A 19,649-nucleotide genomic window follows, 5' to 3' on the forward strand; every position below is an offset into this window, starting at 1 on the left:
ACCACACGGAACCGTCACTCACCGGTCTTTTCCAGATCCCGCAAAACGAACTTCTGGATCTTGCCGGTCGAGGTTTTCGGCAGCGGCCCGAAGGTAACCTTGGTCGGGGCTTTGTAATGCGCCATATGCGAGCGGCAATAGGCGATGACGTCCTCGGCCGAGACCTTGCCCTCCGACTCCGCTTTCAAGGTGACATAGGCGGACGGAGTCTCACCCCATTTCTCATGCGGCGCGGCGACGACGGCCGCTTCCATGATGTCGGGATGCTTATACAGCACCTCTTCAATCTCTAGAGAGGAGATGTTCTCCCCGCCTGAAATGATGATGTCCTTGGACCGGTCCTTGACCTCGATATAGCTGTCGGGATGCATCACAGCCAGGTCGCCCGTATGCAGCCACCCGCCCTTGAAAGCGGCGTCGGACGCGGCCGGGTTCTTCAAATACCCTCGCATCACCGTGTTGCCGCGCATCACTAGCTCGCCGATCGTCTCCCCATCCGCGGGAACGTCCTCCATGGTTTCGCTATCGACGACACGCTGCTCTTCCAATGTGACAAGGGCGACGCCCTGGCGCGCCACCTTGGACGCTTTGTCTTCCATCGACAGATCGTTCCATTCGTCCTGCCAGGCGCAGATCGCGCTGGGGCCATAGCATTCGGTCATGCCGTAGAGATGGGTGACGTGAAAACCCAGCTTCTCCATATTCGAAATCACGGCGGAGGGCGGCGCCGCGCCCCCGGTCGCCACTTCGACAACTTGAGGAAATTCGCATTTCACATCGGCGGGCGCGTGGATCAGCATCGTCAGCACGATCGGTGCGCCGCACATATGGGTCACCTTGTTGTCGCGGATAGACGGGAAGATCAGGGCCGGGTCGACCGCGCGCAGGCAAACATGCGTTCCCCCGACCGCGGTTACCGCCCAGGTATAGGACCAGCCATTGCAGTGAAACATCGGCAGGGTCCAAAGATAGACGCTGGTCGGGGTCAATCCGAAGGACACCGCATTCCCCATCGCGTTCAGGTAAGCCCCACGATGGTGGTAGACCACGCCTTTCGGATTGCCGGTCGTTCCGGAGGTATAATTGAGACAGATCGCCTGCCATTCGTCCTCCGGCAGCGACCATTCGTAATCCGCATCACCTTCCTCAAGAAAGGCGTCGAAGTCCTTTTCACCAATCAGTTTTCCACCTTTGGCCATTGGATCGTCGATATCGATGACAGGCAGCGTCTTGCCGAGTTGGGCCAGCGCTTCCTCCATCACCGGATTCAACTCCTTGTCGCTGATCACGAACTTGCTTTCGCCATGTTCCAGGATGAAGGCGATGGTGGGTGCGTCCAGGCGGGTATTGATGCTGTTCAGAACAGCGCCGATCAGGGGCACGGCATAGTGTGCGGCCAGCATTTCTGGAATGTTCGGCGCCAGGATGGAAACCGTGTCGCCCTTACGAATGCCCCGTTTGACCAGCGCCGATGCGAACCGCGTCACCATCGCGTGCAGGTCGCGATAAGTAATCCGCCGGTCGCCGTGCACAACCGCGATCTTGTTCGGATAAACGGTCGCCGCCCGTTTCAGGAAGGTAACCGGCGAAAGCGGGACATAGTTCGCCGCGTTCTTGTCCAAATCCTTGTCGTAGATTGAAGACGTCATGGCCTTAATTGCACCTCCCAACAAAACGCCGCGCCTCTGCGACGCGGTCGAACTCACTTTGGCGCACTATCGGAAATCACACCGGGAAGGTCCAGAGGCGTCGACAGCCCCCATACCCCCAAAAAGATCGGCGAAGTGTCGACAGCGGTTCAATATCGGCATCGACGCAATTGCACACGCCCCGCGTTCGACTATTCTAATACATCACCCGCGCATCCGATGGATGGCGGGAGGGGGCCTAAACGTTGGGGGCGGCCGCCGTGACCGCTTTGCGGTCCAGGGGTCCGCGTTGTTGGGAGGTTTCATGGCGCGAACCGCGCATATATTGCTCGCCGAGCGCGACGAGGAAACGGCAGCCGGACGGCAAGCCGCCTTCGACAAGGAAGGCTACGACGTCAAGGTTACCACCGATCCGGACATGGTCGCCGAAGCGGTCCGTGTTCAACAACCCGATATCGTGCTGCTGGGTCGCTTCAAAGGCGAAGGCACGCTCGAAATCCTCGAAGCCTTGAAAGCCGACGATGATACCAGCAGCATTCCCGTAATGCTGATCGGCATGCGGTCTGACGAAGCATTGCGAAACCGGGCCGTTGAATTGCGCGCTGCCGATATTCTGGAACGCGATCGCAGCAGCAACGAGATGATCCTGACGCGTCTGCAAAGTGTCCGGCGTCTGGCCGCAATGCGTAGCGAATTGTTCCGCCGCGCGGAAACCTGCGCGGAGTTCGGCATTGAAGCAGACCTCTCGCAGGTCGGCGTCTACGACCATGCTGAAACGGCGCATCTCTTAATGGTTTCGGAGTCCAGCGAATACCAAGCCGACCTTTACGACGCCCTGCTGGGCAAAGGCTTGGACGCGATCATCGAACAGGCGCCCTACCGCGCGGCAAACCGACTGGACGACCAGGACTTCGACGCCGTCGTAATCACCGCCACGCTCTACGATGACCGCGAAAAGGTGCTCTATCTCTCCTCCCATATTCGAAACAACACACGGCTGTTCAACATGCCGATGCTGGTGGTGAAGGATGAAGATACCGATCCGCCCGAAATGAATCTGTATCGCGGGGGCGCCAACATCGTCCTGCCGCACAACAAGGACTATGGCGCACTGACGACCTATACCTTGCTGATGGTTGACCGCCGGCGGCTTTGGAATTCGGTCACCGAGCCTTTCCGGACGCTGATGACTGACAAGATCATCGACGCCGATTTGGGTTCCGTCCACAGCGCGACGTTTTTCGAGGCCCATTTGAAGCGCGAAGTGAAGCACGCGCTGGAACGGGATTCCCATCTGTCCGTCGCCGTAGTTTCTATTCCGACCGCCGTCAGGATCGAAAAAGACTATGGACGGGAAAACGCGGAACTGCTGCTAAGCCGGATAGCGAATTGGCTCTCAGGTATGGTGAAAGCATCCGACGCGGTTGGCCGCCTTGGCGCCTATCAATTCGGGATCATCATGCCGGCAACCCCGGAAAAGGAAGCCAACCAGGTCGCCTTCCGCATTGCCGGCATCCTCCAGAACTCGGAATTCGCCTTGGGTGAAGAAGTTATGGAAGCAATCCACGTGCTTGTGGATTGCGGTGTATCCACCATCCAACCTTATGACACGCCAAAGAAAATGCTGACCCGGGCACGGCAGGCCATCGGCTGATCCGCCACACCGGCAACAGGTTCAATACTGCTTTTCCACCCAGGCGACCCTCCTCGCGCATCTGTGAGAGGACGGATGGGGGTTGTCCAGGCAAGTTTGAACACAACGTATATGGCATGACCGGACATGCGAAATGACCGGATCAATGCCGAACTCCGATGGAGATAACCATGTTAGTCGATATATTTTCCGATCCGATCTGCCCCTGGTGTTTCATCGGCAAGAAGCGTTTGACGGAAGCACTGGCCCTGCGCCCCGACCTTCCGGTCACCATCCGCTGGCGCGCTTTTCAACTGAATCCCGACATGCCGGCGGAAGGCATGGATAGGCAGACCTACTTGAACGTGAAGTTCGGTGGTACCGACCGCGCAAGCCAGATCTATGGCCGCATCCGTGACGTTGGTACATCCGTCGGTATCGATTTCCAGTTCGACAAAATCGAAATGACCCCGAATACAGTGCCGGCGCACCGTTTGATCCGCTTTGCGCAGCGTCCGGACATCGACAAGGCGAATGAGGTTACCGATCTTTTGTTCGATGCCTATTTCCTGAACGGCGAATTGATCGGCAAACTCGATACCCTGCTCGACATCGGTGAAAAGGCCGGCATCGATCGCGCGGCACTGAAAGCCTATTTCGAGACGGATGAGGACGCCGACGAGATTTTGGCAGAAGATCAACATGCCCGGCGCCTGGGTATCGGCGGCGTCCCCTGCTTTATTGTCGATGGAAAATACGCGCTCTCCGGTGCTCAGGAAGCCGAGAGTTTCCTTCCCATCTTTGACATGGCCGCGCAGGAAGCAGCTCAAGAACCAGCCACCCCCGCCTGATCGCGAACGACATTGTTTTACTAATTGTTTATAGGGCCGGCTTTGTGCCGGCCTTATGCTGTCTGAACCAAGTTTTTATTGATGCGAATGATTATCGTTTGCGTGAATTACTCAAGCTGATTTACACTTGCGAACGCTTCGCATTCGTAACACATGAGGCTCTCCATGCTTCGCATCAGATCAGCCAAACGCAAAAAACTATGGGACATCAATTCGGGATGGCACTGCTCCATCATCGGAACGTGCCTGACCACGGAAGACCTGCGCGCCCTCGCCCGAAAACTTCATGTAGAAACGCCTGAGGACAGCGGGGCTGATTTCCGGCTGCACGGTCATTTTGTTCAAGCCTGTGGCCAAGGCGGCACAACGGCGAAACTACTACAGAAACTGCTGGACCGACGCCATTCGGCCGCCATCCGCCGTTTCGGCAAGGCCGAGACCACAGACGAGTTGGAAACGTTATGGAATGTCGAACGTAAAGGCCGGGATATCCCCGGTGCTTTCTGGGCCTTGATGAGCCACCCCCAATTGGAAACGGGTCTGGGCACGCGCGCCTATGGCCATATTCATATGCTCTCCCACCTGATAGGGGCATCGAACCGCGCCGATTTGGACACGTTGCGCTCGCTGGAGGCTGAGATAGATACCCTGACAAGTCGGCTGGACAACGAGACCGCCCGTCACGCCCGCCGAATGGAGGAAAAGGATCGGGAAATCGCGGACTTGCAAAAACAACTGATCGCTGCGCGTGCCGCAAAACTGGATTTCACCGCCCCGCCCCCTTCAAAAGAAGCGGCAAATTTGAACGCCGACCCCGACGCGGACGAAGCCCGGCAAATCCAGGAAATCACACGCGCCAGGGATGACGCCCAACGTACAAACGAGGTTTTGCAGGAAACCGTCCACTCCCTGAGGGAAGAAGTTCAAGCCCTGGAAACCGCGCTTCTGAACACGGTGCCATCAGACGAAACCGACCAAGACCAGGGCGGCTTCACCGCGGGCGACTGTCGCTTCGATCTGCACGGCAGATGCATCCTCTATGTGGGCGGGCGATTGGCGAACGTTCACCGGTTGCGTGAGTTGGTCGCGCAATGGAATGGCGAATTGCTGCATCATGACGGTGGCATGGAACAGTCGCTGGACGAATTGCCAAGCTGCGTGTTCCGTGCCGACGCCGTGGTCTTCCCGACCGATTGCATCAGCCACAGCGCCGCCTTGAAAGCCAAACGCCTGTGCCGGCAAAGCATGAAGCCTTATGTCCCGTTACGGGGTTCGGGCGTCTCATCCTTCGTGGCGGGCTTGCAGGGAAAAATCGACGCCTTCTGCCCCCGCGACCCGGGTTTGATGGCGGCCGAATAGATCAACCAGCCTTCCGGAAGGCGAACCGCGTCCAGGTAACGCCGGCGGCTTTGTTGAGATCTTCGCGGGATCCCGAAAGGCGCTCGAAAACGCAATCTAGGCCTTCCTTTTCACCGAGGGCCTTTGTCTCTTCCGGCGAAACGTCGAACATGCGCCGACCGGTTGGGACCGGTCCGTGACGCAGGGACATGATCAGAACCCCGTGCGGCGCGACCAGGGAGGCGACGATGGGCATCGCCGCCGCGCGTTCCGCCTCATCAAGATGCATCCACACGGCCGACAGGATAACGACTGAAAAGGCCCCCACACGGTCGGCGACCGACGACAGGTCCGGCAGATGATCATCAATCCATTCGATATCGGGCGATGGGTGGAGCGCCTTTGCGCCGTCGCGCAGTTCCGCGACCGGTTCGACCGCCGTAACACTATAACCCCATTCCGAGAAACCAGCGGCGTCCCTGCCCGTTCCCGCGCCGATATCCAACACGGCACCTGGTGGTTCCGGCAGCAGGTACCAGACCCGCTCATAGATTTCCGAGAATTGCATCTTCTCATAGCGAACAAGAAGATCGGCGGCTTCCTCGGCGTAACCGACGGTGCTGGGATGAGTTGTTTTCATGAGGACAACAGTGGGGCCCTTTCCCGCTTTCGGCAAGAAGGGGCCGGACGAATCCCGGTCCTATTTGCCTTCCCACTGGCTTGAAAGCCTTTCGTTGAATGGATGAACCAATAGCCGGGGCATGCATCACGCCAATCGGGAATCAATCTCTTCCTCATCGCAGATAACGGCGCTTTCCCGTTGGAACCGGCTCATCAAATCGGTGAAGTCGTCATCCTGTTGATCAACCTTCTCTCCCTCATCCATGCCAACAAAGTCTCGAAAAACGCGCATAACATGGTCCACACCAGCGTCGGTCACCGTTCTCAAATCGTCGTCAAAATATGCACCTTTGTTATAGGCACCGGTGATAATTTCGTAGGACGGGAAATAACTCACATTCTCATGCGCCGAACTGATGTCTTCCGCTGCGGCACGGAGAACCGACTTACTGTAGGTCGTCGAGAGAAGGACATGCTGGTTTTCATAAGTGGCGATAAGAGGAACAGGCGACACGGTCAAAATGACTTGGGCCCTATCGTTGACCGTCTTCAAACCAGCAAGGAAGCCGTTCAGATCATCAACGACTTCCGGATAGGTGAAGTTGACAAATTCATGTTGTTCCGCGTCGAAGCGTCCTCCGGCCACCCCAGGGGCCAGCGGATACACCGCGCCGTCCTGACGTGAACGCCACGCTTCCGTGAGGCCCAAAGTAAAGATCAATATGTCGGATTGCTCGAACAAGTCACGTACCGCGGCTAGGTGGCGTTGCCGGTCCGCCAGCATTTTTGCAGCGCTGCCAAACCCATCGGGCTCTACTGTTGGACGGAACGGGTCAACAACCGGACCGCCATCCGCGCCTCCATCTTTAGTCCAGCAATCGTCAACAGGTTGGAACTTGCCGTAAGCCCGGTTGAAAAGCTGAGCCAACTGACGCGCAGTATAAATATTCCCAAAGCGCGCGGAGAAAACCCCATATTGGGCATGCCGCTGCTGCTCTTCGGACAGGTTCTCTGGTGCAGATTCGGAGACGTAAAAATTGTATCCATGGGCTTTCAAATAGCGCGAGATATGCTGCGCGAAACAGCTTCCAGCCGTCGCTATCCTTGTCGTCTTGTGGACCCGTAGATCGGATCTCGACAAGGGTCTGAACCAGGATCCCTCGTTGATCGGAAAGGATCGACGCCAAAACTGATTGTTCCTGCAGTCGTCATAGGGCGTCACTCGTTTCCCAGATCCTGATTGAGTCTCGTCAGCAACTACCCCTGCTGTTTTCCTGCTTAGTCGCGCCGACAATAGATCGAACTCCGGGGGAAGCAGCGCCTGACAAGCCTCCTTGGAGTGGCCATCAGCGTCGTATCTCTTAAAAGAATGTTCGATAAACTGCCGCAAATTGAGAACGCTCGGATAGGATTGTTCTCCTGAAACAAACTCCAAACGGATCCCGCCCCCCGAGGGTCCTCCGAATCCCGGATAGATCGGCCATTTGTTCGGATTGAAAAATGGCTCGAACATCTCGGGACTCGGGATTCTCAAATGGATATCCTGAAATACGATGCCGTCTCTTTCCGCCAAGGCTCTCGCAACATCCACAAGTGCGAAAAGTTTCGGATGAAGCGGATCATGGACGAAGCGACCTTTTTTCACCCACCGCTGGAATAAATCCCCAAGGGGCAGCCCGATGGCCGTTCCTTGTGCTTCGAGAAATTTTTTCCCTGCCTCCCAATACCGATACCAACCCAATGTCTCATAGGTTTCCCGGGAAAAAAGGCTTGCGGTCTGTTCTACATCCAGACCGTTTACCCACGCATATAGGACAATCGACGAGTTCATATCGCGCAAGGGAGACAACAATTGTTTCCCGTCGATGTCTCCCATGAGCACATCCGGCATGTAAGCCTTGAAGAAAATATTCGGAAAAGTGAGCAGTTTGGAATCCGGGTGCCGGTTTTTCTCAATCGATGCCCGGACCTCATCCCCGATATGATCTTGGATATAAATGGTGCCACAATCCTCCAATATCACGGGGAGGACTTGGTCATAAGGAACATAGTCCGCGAGTTGCAAACCCGACGTTCGGCCAATTTTCCACAAATGCCCAGTCAGTCTCGCAAGGGCGATGGCTTGGCAATTGCCGATGAAAACGATGTTCCTTTGAAAATCGGCCATTGACTTGTTCTCTCCAAATCGAAGGAACATGGACCCGGCCATCAAGTCCTGTACGGCTTTTTGCCTCAGCCGTTCCGTTTCATACTGTTCGCGCAGCGCCTGTATCTCTTCCACTGCCTCATCTGAGAAAACGGACGGCGCGTTGATATCAAGGTCGAAAATCTGCGCATTGCTTCGAACGTATTCAATATCGAATAAGGCTAGATCGAACTTCTTCGCTTCGACGTTCAGTTTGACGCCGATCTCCCAAATAACGCGCGAGAGAGGTTCTTTCTTCTTCGCAAGATGAACAAGGGTCAAAGCCGCTTCGGCTTTTCCTTCTTCGGCCAGCTTAATTGAAGATTCGAGCACGAAATTTTCGATCGACACATGCGCCCCACTTCGCATCGATCCGCCCTGAACCTGCTTCGACGCGCAAATTGGGAAATCATATTCTGCGTAAGTTTCCGACCGTCACAGTATCGACCATGATTCGATGGTTTGTAAGATCAACATTGAAAGTAGGAATATTGGTATCGGCGTAAATTCCCGATCAAGCACTTTGACCCGATATGGCATCTAAACGGGGGGGGATGGCGCCAAGAGATGCTTGGGATGTTAAAGGGCTTTAGAAGAAACCGGCACGTTGCCGATGGGATACCATCGCTCTTTTCCCGGCCTGGTTCCACCTCCCAACATCTTCGTCAACGTGATCATGATTTTATTGACGCCGCGCAGGCGACGGTCCGGGGATTCCCAGACTTTGCCGATGATCCGCTGTTAGTCGGGGCGCAGTTTGGCGGCGACGTCTTGTTCCTGAAGGAACCCGATCAACCCTCCGGGATTGGTAAATCTCGCGACAGCGAAAATCACCGAGGCGATGGCAAGAACTGCCACCGTTCTGGCCGTCCGAAATTGGGGCTTGGGAATAGGTAGTGACTGTTCGTTAGGGGGCATCGCCATGACTTGGACCATGCCATTCGTTTAAGCCTTCAGAAGGCTTGTGAGCCAACGGATCAATTCGAACATTCCATCGGAACACGAGAACAACGAATGCCAATCCCACGACCGGTAAAGCAATGAGCTTGTCACCCAAGTAGAATAAGACGGCAGCAAAAGTGAAAAGCACAAGTACGGCAATCGCGAGGCCGAGCCGGATTCTTTTTCGAAACGTCGCCTTCTGCTCACTTTTCATTACGCCCCCGATACATTGGTAAATCGTAGGGCAATCATATACTTAAACGTTACCGGGCTACTACCCCACCATCTTCGCCAATGTCACCATGATATTGCTGACGCCGCGCAGGCGGCGGTCTGGGGTTTCCCAGGCTTTGCCGATGACCAGTTTGTGGTCGGGGCGCAGTTTGGCGGCGCCGGCCTGTTCCTGAAGGAAGCCGATCAGGCCTTCCGGATTGGCGAACTTGTCCTTGCGGAAAGTGACGACCGCACCCTTCGGCCCGGCATCCACCTTTTCAACGCCTGCGCGGCGGCAAAGTTGCTTGATGCGCACGACCTTGAGCAGGTTTTCCACCGGTTCCGGCAGCGCGCCGAAACGGTCGATCAGTTCGACCGCGAAACCGTCCAGTTCCGCCTTGTTCTGCAAGTTCGAGAGACGGCGATAGAGGCCCAGGCGCACCGGCAGGTCGGTGACATAGTTGTCCGGGATCAAGACCGCCGCGCCCAGCGTAATGGTCGGCGACCAATTGTCGTCCACATCCTCGTCGATATGCGCCTTGGCGGCGGCAACGGCCTCTTCCAGCATGCGCTGGTAAAGTTCCACCCCGACTTCCTTCACATGGCCGGACTGTTCCTCGCCCAGCAGGTTCCCCGCACCGCGGATGTCCAAATCATGGCTGGCCAGGGTGAAGCCCGCGCCCAGGCTGTCGAGCGTCTGCAACACATCCAGGCGCTTCTTGGCGGATTCCGTGGGCTTCTGGCCCGGCGGCAGGGTCAGGTAGCAATAGGCGCGGATCTTGCCCCGGCCGATCCGCCCGCGGAGCTGATACAATTGGGCCAGGCCGAACATGTCGGACCGATGGATGATCATCGTATTGGCGCTTGGAATATCCAGGCCGGACTCGACGATATTGGTCGACAGCAGCAATTCGAACTTGCCGTCGATGAAGTCGCTCATCACTTCTTCCAACTGCGCCGGCGGCATCTGTCCGTGGGCGACAGCCACTTTCAGATCGGGCAACAGCTTCTTCAAACGGTCCTGCACGCGCGGCAAATCGGCCAGACGCGGGCAGACATAGAAGACCTGACCGCCGCGGAAGCGTTCGCGTTGAATCGCTTCCCGCACCACGACCGGGTCGTAGGGCGTGACGAAGGTGCGCACCGCCAAACGGTCGACCGGCGGGGTTGCGATGATGCTCATTTCCCGCACCCCGGTCAGCGCCAGTTGCAGCGTGCGCGGGATCGGCGTTGCCGTCAGGGTGAGGACGTGAACGTTGCTCTTCAACTGTTTCAGGCGTTCCTTCTGGCCCACGCCGAAATGCTGTTCCTCATCCACGATCAGCAGGCCGAGATCCTTAAAGGTGATGGATTTGGCCAACAACGCATGGGTGCCGACGACGATATCCACATCGCCCGATGCGATCCCCTCCTTCACCTCATTAGCCTTCTTGCCCGTCACCAGGCGGGAGAGTTGCTCAATCCGGATCGGCAGGCCTTGAAAGCGTTCCAGGAAGTTCTTGCTGTGCTGCCGGGCAAGCAAGGTGGTGGGCACAACGACGGCGACCTGCAACCCGTGCATCGCGGCAACGAAAGCGGCCCGCAGCGCGATTTCCGTCTTACCGAAACCGACATCGCCGCAGATCAACCGGTCCATGGCGCGGCCCGACGCCATGTCTTCCATCACATCGGTGATCGCGCGCAACTGGTCGTCGGTTTCTGAGAAGGCGAAACGGGCACAGAATTCGTCGAAGGCCCCCTCGCCCGGCGTGACGGCTTCGGCGCGTTTCAGCTCTCGCTCGGCCGCGACCTTCAGAAGCGCGTCGGCCGTTTCCTTCATCCGCTTCTTCAGCTTGGCCTTGCGGGCCTGCCAGGCAACGCCACCCAGCTTGTCCAACTGCACCGCCGCGTCTTCCGACCCATAACGGCTGAGCGTATCGATGTTCTCGACGGGGACATAAAGCCTGTCATCGCCGGAATAGAGGACACGCAGGCAGTCATGCGGCGCGTTGTTGACGGTCAACGTTTCCAGCCCGTCATAGCGCCCAATACCGTGGTCGATATGGACGACGACGTCGCCGACCTCCAGGCTCGACACTTCGCTGATGAATTCGTCCGCGCGGCGGCGGCGGCGCGGCGGCCGGGACAGGCGCTCGCCCAATATGTCCTGCTCCGTCCACACGGTCAGGGAGTCGGAGGCAAAGCCGTGATCCAGTTCCAGCACGGTGAAAGCGGCAGTGCCTTCTTTCAGGGCCAGGGCTTCTTCGAGAGTATCGACTTTTTCCAAGGCCGGCAGACTATGCTCGTCGAACAAAGTCTTTAGGCGCGTGCTGGCGCCATCGCTATAGGCGGCGATCAGCAGGCGGCCCGAATTGTGCTCCTCCAACCGCTTTCCGACCTCCTGGAACAGGTCCTTCTTGGGGTCGGACCGGGCGGCGGCGAAGTCGATGACAGACCGCGCGCCGGCATCCCGCGACGTTCCGTTCTCGGTCGCGTCCGGCAAGGCGAAGGGCGATGTCACGACAGTCGAACGCCTGTCCAGATAGCCGTTCCATTCCTCTTCGGTCAGGAACATCCGCTCCATCGGCGCGGGTTTGTACGGCGGCGACCCGTCCATCGAGGGCTGACCGGCGGTCTTCGGCATCAAATCGACGCGTGCCTGATAGTAGTCGGCGACGGATTCCAGCCGTTCCGTCAACGCGGCGGGAACATCCGCTTCCAGCACCAGGGCCGGTTCGTCGAGGTAGTCGAACAGGGTTTCCAGTCCATCGTGATAGAAAGGCAGCCAATGTTCCATGCCTGCATGGTGGCGCCCTTCAGAGATCGACTCGAACAGCAAATCGTCCGGCCCGGCCGGGCCGAAGGCTTCGCGATAGTTCTGTCGGAACCGGGCGATCGTCTCGCTGGTCAGCGGCGCTTCGCCGACCGGGCGCAGCATGGCGCTGTCGATTTCGCCGACCGTGCGCTGGTTGCCCGCGTCGAATTGGCGGATCGTCTCCAGATCGTCTCCGAAAAAATCGAGGCGCAAGGGAAATTCCGCACCGGCGGGATACAGATCGACGATCCCGCCGCGCACCGCGAATTCACCGTATTCGCGCACCGTTCCGGTCCGGTTATAGCCGTTATCCGCCAGGAAGGAATACAGGTTGTCCTGCTTATAGGTCCCCCCCTTCTTCAGCATCATGCTGGCGCTTTCCAGCGCGGCACGGGGCGGCACGCGCTGGGCCACAGCATTCAAGGTGGCGACGACGATTTTCGGCGTGGCCGGTTCCGCGGCGATCCGGCACAAGGTATCGACCCGTTCGGCCATTACGTCGCCGCGCGGGGAAACACGGTCATAGGGAAGGCAATCCCATGCCGGGAAGGTCAACACCGGCAGATCCGGCGCGGCGAAGGCCAGCAATTGACGGGCGCGGGACAGATGAACGTCGTCACGAACGATGAACAGGACTGGACGGTCTATCGCCGCAGCGGCACGGCCGGTCAGCAACGCATCGAAGCCGTCCGGCACGCCGCCCAGGTCCTTGCGACCGACGGATGTGAGTATGGAGCTTAAATCGAACACGATATCTTCCGCCGCTCCAACCCGGCGGCGTACCCTCAATTCTTGTCAGTAAAAACGCGGATCAGGACTCCCGACGGCTGTATGCCATCAGGCGCGCCATCATCCCCTCATCCAGTTCAGGCCAGTGCGGCGCGTCGCGCACCAACATCGCATAGAGTTCCTGGTCCGGCACGGTCATGACGGTCTCAAAAGCGTCGAGTTCCTCATCGGTCAGTTCCGCCAGATATTTATCGGCGAAACCACCCATCAGGATGTCCATTTCCTTTATCCCGCGATGCCACGACCGAAAACGGATACGCTTCAGACGGCGCACGCGCTCGGTCTCTTCGCCCGATTCCGGATCGACCCGGTTGTCGTTGCTGGCGGATGAGCCGGTATTGTCCTGTCCGTTCGACACGCGTTGCTCCTTCATCTCGGCACTGTTGTGTTTCGCCCCGCGTCAGGCCGGTTGGGTACATCGGCGACAGCCTCAGGGCAAGCTGCTATCCGGCGAACCGTTTCCGCAGACCGCTGCCCCCGGTATTCGCACCTGACATTCCGGTCGCAGTCGCAGATAATCCGCTTCGTTTAAAGTTTGATCAGAAACGAGTGCGGTCAATCGTGCGCCCTGAGTTATTATTCCCTATTTTCGCACCCTTGAGCAGCCTTTCCGGCGTTGGCCCGCGTATCGCGAAGCTGCTGGAAAAGGCGGCGGGTCCCCATGTGGTGAACCTTCTTTGGCATTTACCCCGGGAAGTCGTGGACCGCAGCTTCTCGCCGCCGATCGCGGAAGCGCCGGCGGGGCGCATCGTCACCATCAAGGTGACCGTCGACAAACACTTCCCTCCCCCCGACAAACGCCGGCCCTATCGTGTCGCCTGCCGCGACGATACAGGCGCCCTGACGCTCACCTTCTTCCATGCGGATAAGGGCTATCTGGAGCGGGAACTGCCGGTCGGCGAGCAACGCATCGTGAGCGGGCGGATCGAGTATTTCCGATCGGAAGCGCAAATCGCTCATCCCGATTTCATCACCCGCCCGGAACAGGCCGACAGTATTCCAAAGATCGAACCGGTCTATCCGTTGACCGCTGGATTAACCCCCAAAGTTCTGCGCAAGGCGGTGCTGTCCGCGGTTTCGAAGGCACCGGCATTGCCCGAATGGCTGGACCCGGAATATCTACGACGCAAGGACTGGCCGTCTTGGCATGATGCGATCGAGGAAGCCCACAACCCGCAAACCGGGGCTGATGTCAGCGCGATGGCGCAGAACCGCCAGCGCCTCGCTTTCGACGAATTGCTAGCCAGTCAATTGGCGCTGGCGATCACCCGCGCCAAGGCAAAGAAACTACCCGGCCGTTCGATCGAAGGGGACAAACGGATCAGGGCATTGGCAATGAAGGCCCTGCCCTTCAAATTGACCGGCTCCCAGGTCGACGCCCTCAAGGAAATCGGCGCGGATATGGCGTCCACCAGCCGGATGCTCCGGCTGCTGCAAGGCGATGTCGGCAGCGGTAAGACGGTCGTTGCCTTGTTCGCCATGCTGAATGCCATCGAATGCGGCGGTCAGGCCGCCCTTCTCGCCCCGACGGAGATTCTCGCCCGGCAGCATTTCGAGACGATCGAGCCCTTGGCCAAGGCGGCCGGGATACGCATCGCCGTGTTGACCGGCCGTGACAAAGGCAAGGCGCGCAAGGCGTTATTGGAGGAGTTGGCGGTCGGCGACATTCAAATTCTGATCGGCACGCATGCGATCTTTCAGGACGATGTAACCTTTAAGGACCTGATGCTCGCCGTCATCGACGAGCAGCATCGATTCGGGGTGCACCAGCGCCTGGCCCTTGCCGGCAAGGGACGCGGCGTCGACATGCTGGTCATGACAGCGACGCCGATCCCACGCACCCTGATGCTCAGCGCTTATGGCGATTTGGATGTCAGCCGCCTGCCCGATAAGCCGCCGGGGCGGAAACCGGTCGATACGCGGTTGGTCCCCAATGGGCGGTTGGACGACGTGGCCGAGGGAATCGGCCGGGCCGTGAAATCGGGCGCGAAGATCTATTGGGTCTGCCCTCTTGTCGAGGACAGTGAGGTTCTCGACCTCGCCGCGGCGACGGAACGGTTTGATGATTTGAAGCACCGTTTTGGAGAGGATGTGGTCGCCCTGGTCCATGGCAAGATGAAAGCCAAGGAAAAGGACGCCGCCATGGCCCGCTTTATCGACGGACCGGCACAAATCCTGGTCGCCACGACCGTCATCGAGGTCGGCGTCAATGTCCCGGAGGCGACAATCATGGTGATCGAACATGCGGAACGATTCGGATTGGCACAGTTGCACCAACTGCGCGGCCGTATCGGCCGTGGCGCAGCGGCATCCACCTGCCTGCTGGTATATGGGGCAAACCTGACGGAGACCGCCGAACGCCGCTTGAAGACCATGCGGCAAACCGAAGACGGGTTTGTCATCGCGGAAGAAGACCTGCGATTGCGCGGCGCCGGTGAGCTATTGGGCACGCGGCAAAGCGGCATGCCGGTCTTCAGATTGGCGGATCTAGCCGTACACGGCGACCTTCTGGCCACGGCGCGGGATGACGCCCGCCTGATCATCGAACGCGACCCGGACCTCTCCAGTGAACGCGGCAAGGCGCTGCGCATCCTGCTCTATCTTTTCGAAAGGGATGCGGCCGTCGCCACCCTGCGGTCCGGCTAAGCCGGTTAGCCGTCGCCCTTTTCCGCGTTGTCCTGGATCTGCTTGGTTGCCGCGGCCTCGCGTTTTGCCAGTTCTTCGAACTGTTCCTTGGTCAAGGTGGCGGGCTGGCCCTTATCACGATCGATCGGCGCGTAGGCAGGCGTCACGATCCCGGCCGAAATCACCATCTTCACCGCATCTTCCACCGGCATCTTAAGCACGATGATATCCCGGCGCGGCACGAACAATAGGAAGCCGGATGTCGGGTTCGGCGTGGTCGGTAGGAACACATTGATATGATCGCCTTCCAGAAGATCGGCGACCTCTCCATCCGTCGCTGCCGTCAGGAAGGCAATCGCCCAAATCCCGCGACGCGGATATTCAACCAGGACGGCCTGCCGGAATGCATCGCTCTGCGACTTCAGGACCGTTTCGATGATCTGTTTGCTGCCGTTGTACAGTGTGCGGATGACCGGCATGCGGTTCAGAAGATATTCCCACAAACGGATGACCCAGCGCCCCACCATGCCGGCCGTGAGCGCACCAACCAGGGTGATGAAGACGACGAGAATTAAGATGCCGAGGCCGGGAATGCCGATCTCTACACCCACGACATCCTTCATATAGGTGTCTGGATTGTATTTCGTGGGGATAAGCGGAACGATCTGATTGTCGACGAATTCAATCAGCCACCACGCGACTGTCGCGGTAATAAAAATTGGTGCGAGAACAAGCAGTCCAGCGAAAAAATAGGCACGTAATTTTGCTAACAAGTATGTTTCTCCGACACAGGCGGCAAAAGTTCACGACACAAAGCTCACCGCCCGGCTCCCTATCGTCCGAACGGTTCGTCAGATCATATAATGGGCTATATGCTGCTTTGCACAATAATTTCTATTCGGTGCCACGGTAGTCTAATCTATCGCCAAGCCGGTGAAGCTGGTCTAAGTTATACACCATTAGTTTGGATGGGAGAAAATTGGTGGGCGCGACGGGGGAGATCCGTACGCTAAGCGGCATAAAATTGTTTGCCGGCCTCGATCCTGCGCGTATGCAGGATATCGAGTCCCGCTGCCGCTGGCATACCTTCGCGAAAGACGAACAGATCATCGACCGTGAAGACGAGTCGAAGGACGTCTATTTCATTGTATCCGGCAATGTCCGGGTCGTGAATTATTCGTTATCCGGTCGCGAGGTGGCCTTCGAGGACATCCGTTCCGGCAGTATTTTCGGTGAACTGGCGGCTTTGGACGGCGAACGCCGGTCAGCGAACGTCGTCGCCCTTACCATGACCGACGTCGCCACGCTTACGCGGAACAAGTTCGAGGAAGTTCTGGCCGAAAACCCGGACGTTGCCATGCGTTTGATGCATCGTCTGGCCCAGGTCATTCGCGCTTCGACCGACCGAATTATGGATCTCAGCACCTTGGGTGCGAACAACCGCGTCTACGCTGAACTTTTGCGCCTGGCCCATGAAGGGGTCCTCGACGAAAACAGCGCCGTCATCAAGCCCGTGCCGATCCATGGCGACATCGCCAGCCGGGTCAGCACGACGCGGGAAACGGTTGCCCGCGTGCTTAGTGATCTGTCGAAAAAGGGTCTGGTGACCCGTGAGGGCAGCCAACTTCATCTGCACGACGTCATGCGCTTGCAGGAGATGGTTGAAGAATTCCGTGGCGATTGATTTTACACGATTTTTCCGGTTTCTGACTGCCCTTTTGACGCTGTCATTCCTGCTGACTCCGGCAACGGGTGCCTCCGCCGCCGATTCGGACGAGGTCGCCCGCATCGTGACACGGGTGGCGGCGCAATTGCCCGACAATGCCGTGATCTGGGCCCAGCCGTCGCAGAATTCGGACCTGAACGACAGGTTGGCTGAAGAATTCCGACTGGTGATCGACCATATCGGCCGTGCACCAACGGGCGACGGTACGGCACCGGTTTATTCGCTCGTCTTCGACGCCGATGTGATGGGAACGATAGATCAATCGGATACTTCAATCGGCAAGATCGAGGGCAACGCGGAAGGCAAGCTTGATTTCCAGCTCAAACTTTGGTCCTCCGGTGGCGGCAGCTCCCTGTTTCAGGGCCAAGGCACATCCGGAGAAGTCAATTTGCGCGGCTTCCGCATGAACGCGGCTCTGCATTTGGACGACAAGGTAATTTGGCAAGGTTTCGCTGCGACGAACAGCAATAGCGGCGACCCGTTCGATGCGCTGGCGCCCCTTGTTCAAGTCCTGATGGACCGCTTGGATATCGACTCCGACGAGGTCATTCCCCTGCACTGAGCGGGACATTCCGACGCTCATGCAAAAAACGCCTGTCATGGCGTTGACCACACCCGTTTGCCCGACTATGTTCCGCCCCGCTTCGCACGCAGCGCCGCCCGCGGCGCGTTACGGAGAGCCCTTAGCTCAGCTGGTAGAGCAACTGACTTTTAATCAGTAGGCCGTTGGTTCGAACCCAACAGGGCTCACCATCCACAGGTGATCGTGGATGCGAATTTCCTCCCTCAGAGAATCCACGACCAACGTATGTTTCGGACAGTCGCCCGGCGATCTCGACGATCATGCGAAAATTTAGACAATCTCGTGGACGATTAGCGCCGCAGTTCGGTTTACGGTATCCGAATAGCTGGTCAACTATCCCCTTCTAGCGATAGATAATGGTATCACCTATCCGAAAGGTGGTTGTTTGGGGGAACGGAGAGACTGTGATGTCGGGTTTTGACTTTCGCAAGATGGCGGCGGACGCGAAGGCTGCCATGGAAGAGCGCAAAGGAGAGCGCGAGTCGGCCCCGAACAAGGTGAAGGCCGAACGCGAAAGCTATGTGAGCCTGGCGGCGAAACCCCTCATTGAAGGCATTTTGCCGCTGCTTGAAAAAGCGTCGAAAGACTTCGCCGAAGAAGGAATACACTCCAGCATCCTCACCGTTTTCGGATCCGAAGGGCACGCGGAGCAGGACCCCATGGTGAAGTTCCAGTGCAAGGGCCCGCCGAACGAGGACAATGTCGCTTCGCTGGAAGCCCGGCCGATTTTCTTTACCTCAAACGGCAGCCGGATACGGCTTGGCGTGGGCGATCACCGGTTCAGCCGGAATGCCGACAGAATCATTGCCGAGGACAAGACGGGCAATATCGAGTCTCTCGTCAGAATTGGGCTGGAGAGAGCCATCGAGTTCTACATGGAAGAATACGAAAAGGACCGATCGAAGAACGGCGGCAACCGAAACGGCGCGCTTTGAACCGGTACACTTTATCGGCTGGACGTACCGCGGCCGACAACAACGACGCAGATCAATCTTCCCGTCAGCTGCCGTTGAACAACGGGCTGCGCGTCGGGTCCAGCCGCCGGCCGTCGCAAATGACCGATGGGGCGTCATTGAAGGCCTGAGACGGCGGAATCTTCGCGTCGATGAATTTCACCACCGCCGGACCGGTCGGTTTCAGAACGTCAAACAGCGCTTTGCGCAGTCGACGCCGTTCGAACGACTCGATCACGTCCTTGCCCTGAGAGCTTTTCTCGATCTGGGAAGCCATCACGTTGATGCGGTCTCGCACCAGCGGCATGTATTTGCATACCCGGACGGCATCTTCCGAATTGTTCATCTTGAGTGCGGCGACCAGTGTCTGTTTTTCCCCGTTGCTGCCTTTCAGCGTGAACGCGGGCGTAGACAACCAAACCTGTTTCTGGCCGCGTTCTGCGGCACCGCTCAACTGCAGCTCTCCCCCACCGCCTCTTGGTGTCACGAAATAGACCAACACCAATGGAATCGCGATCGAAAAGAACAACAACCCCAATGCAAGGACTGTGTTGCGATTCATTCTGTCCCCCTCACCGTCTTCTGACGTACGAACCGACGATACGGGCAAACTGCTTAACAGTGTATGAATTACTGCACGAATGCTCAGTATCCGGCCAATTCGCCGAAATCGACGCATCCGATTCGGTTAGTATTACAGTTTAATGACGTTGTAACCGAATTGACTTTTTCCATAAAAAGCGCACT

Annotated in this window: 15 protein-coding genes and 1 tRNA gene; 8 read left to right on the forward strand and 8 right to left on the reverse strand. The window is 57.8% G+C overall.

Annotated features, from left to right (window positions below; translation table 11 throughout):
* Positions 1 to 14: 14 nt before the first annotated feature.
* Positions 15 to 1,649 (reverse strand): acyl-CoA synthetase, encoded by a 1,635-nt coding sequence (locus EOI86_RS09385; protein ID WP_127764801.1) that lies wholly within the window; start codon positions 1,647 to 1,649, stop codon positions 15 to 17.
* A gap of 304 nt (positions 1,650 to 1,953) precedes the next feature.
* Here EOI86_RS09385 and EOI86_RS09390 point away from each other — a divergent pair, with 304 nt between their 5' ends.
* From EOI86_RS09390 to EOI86_RS24745, 3 genes are all read left to right on the forward strand, one after another.
* A complete protein-coding gene (locus tag EOI86_RS09390; protein WP_161973759.1) occupies positions 1,954 to 3,303 on the forward strand; it encodes a diguanylate cyclase domain-containing protein in 1,350 nt (449 codons plus the stop codon).
* 170 nt (positions 3,304 to 3,473) lie between these two features.
* Positions 3,474 to 4,133: a DsbA family oxidoreductase gene (locus EOI86_RS09395; RefSeq protein ID WP_127764803.1), complete on the forward strand. Its 660-nt coding sequence runs from the start codon at positions 3,474 to 3,476 to the stop codon at positions 4,131 to 4,133.
* 165 nt (positions 4,134 to 4,298) lie between these two features.
* Positions 4,299 to 5,492 (forward strand): DUF2325 domain-containing protein, encoded by a 1,194-nt coding sequence (locus EOI86_RS24745; protein ID WP_161973760.1) that lies wholly within the window; start codon positions 4,299 to 4,301, stop codon positions 5,490 to 5,492.
* Between the two features lies 1 nt (position 5,493).
* Here the strand turns inward: EOI86_RS24745 and EOI86_RS09405 are convergent, their stop codons facing one another.
* From EOI86_RS09405 to EOI86_RS09425, 5 genes are all read right to left on the reverse strand, one after another.
* Positions 5,494 to 6,111, reverse strand: a complete 618-nt coding sequence (locus tag EOI86_RS09405) for a class I SAM-dependent methyltransferase (RefSeq protein ID WP_127764805.1) — start codon at positions 6,109 to 6,111, stop codon at positions 5,494 to 5,496.
* A 126-nt stretch (positions 6,112 to 6,237) separates the two neighbouring features.
* Positions 6,238 to 8,628: a GSCFA domain-containing protein gene (locus EOI86_RS09410; protein ID WP_161973761.1), complete on the reverse strand. Its 2,391-nt coding sequence runs from the start codon at positions 8,626 to 8,628 to the stop codon at positions 6,238 to 6,240.
* 556 nt (positions 8,629 to 9,184) lie between these two features.
* The gene (locus EOI86_RS24540; protein ID WP_127764807.1) at positions 9,185 to 9,433 is read right to left on the reverse strand and encodes a hypothetical protein; all 249 of its coding nucleotides are present in this window, start codon (positions 9,431 to 9,433) and stop codon (positions 9,185 to 9,187) included.
* A gap of 60 nt (positions 9,434 to 9,493) precedes the next feature.
* The gene (gene mfd / locus EOI86_RS09420; RefSeq protein WP_127764808.1) at positions 9,494 to 12,976 is read right to left on the reverse strand and encodes a transcription-repair coupling factor; all 3,483 of its coding nucleotides are present in this window, start codon (positions 12,974 to 12,976) and stop codon (positions 9,494 to 9,496) included.
* 61 nt (positions 12,977 to 13,037) lie between these two features.
* Positions 13,038 to 13,373, reverse strand: coding sequence for an FAD assembly factor SdhE (locus tag EOI86_RS09425; RefSeq protein WP_205032112.1), 336 nt, complete (start codon positions 13,371 to 13,373; stop codon positions 13,038 to 13,040).
* Positions 13,374 to 13,576: 203 nt separating this feature from the next.
* Here EOI86_RS09425 and recG point away from each other — a divergent pair, with 203 nt between their 5' ends.
* Positions 13,577 to 15,661 carry an ATP-dependent DNA helicase RecG gene (gene recG / locus EOI86_RS09430; RefSeq protein ID WP_127764810.1) on the forward strand — a complete coding sequence of 695 codons (2,085 nt, stop codon included), beginning with the start codon at positions 13,577 to 13,579 and terminating at the stop codon, positions 15,659 to 15,661.
* A gap of 5 nt (positions 15,662 to 15,666) precedes the next feature.
* On the opposite strand, the gene EOI86_RS09435 is transcribed toward recG, so the two are convergent.
* Positions 15,667 to 16,413 carry a DUF502 domain-containing protein gene (locus EOI86_RS09435; RefSeq protein WP_127764811.1) on the reverse strand — a complete coding sequence of 249 codons (747 nt, stop codon included), beginning with the start codon at positions 16,411 to 16,413 and terminating at the stop codon, positions 15,667 to 15,669.
* A 209-nt stretch (positions 16,414 to 16,622) separates the two neighbouring features.
* Here EOI86_RS09435 and EOI86_RS09440 point away from each other — a divergent pair, with 209 nt between their 5' ends.
* The 4 genes from EOI86_RS09440 (at position 16,623) to EOI86_RS09455 (ending at position 18,884) form a co-directional block, all read left to right on the forward strand.
* Entirely contained in the window at positions 16,623 to 17,324 is a 702-nt protein-coding gene (locus EOI86_RS09440) for a Crp/Fnr family transcriptional regulator (RefSeq protein ID WP_240035602.1), read from the forward strand.
* Entirely contained in the window at positions 17,314 to 17,928 is a 615-nt protein-coding gene (locus EOI86_RS09445; RefSeq protein WP_127764812.1) for a hypothetical protein, read from the forward strand. Before EOI86_RS09440 ends, EOI86_RS09445 begins: the two co-directional genes overlap by 11 nt.
* 115 nt (positions 17,929 to 18,043) lie before the next feature.
* Positions 18,044 to 18,119: transfer RNA gene (locus tag EOI86_RS09450), tRNA-Lys, on the forward strand.
* A gap of 237 nt (positions 18,120 to 18,356) precedes the next feature.
* Entirely contained in the window at positions 18,357 to 18,884 is a 528-nt protein-coding gene (locus tag EOI86_RS09455) for a hypothetical protein (RefSeq protein ID WP_127764813.1), read from the forward strand.
* A 64-nt stretch (positions 18,885 to 18,948) separates the two neighbouring features.
* Here the strand turns inward: EOI86_RS09455 and EOI86_RS09460 are convergent, their stop codons facing one another.
* The gene (locus EOI86_RS09460; RefSeq protein WP_127764814.1) at positions 18,949 to 19,464 is read right to left on the reverse strand and encodes a flagellar basal body-associated FliL family protein; all 516 of its coding nucleotides are present in this window, start codon (positions 19,462 to 19,464) and stop codon (positions 18,949 to 18,951) included.
* Positions 19,465 to 19,649: the final 185 nt, after the last annotated feature.

Source organism: Hwanghaeella grinnelliae, assembly GCF_004005845.1.
In the GTDB taxonomy this organism is placed as follows: domain Bacteria; phylum Pseudomonadota; class Alphaproteobacteria; order UBA8366; family Aestuariispiraceae; genus Hwanghaeella; species Hwanghaeella grinnelliae.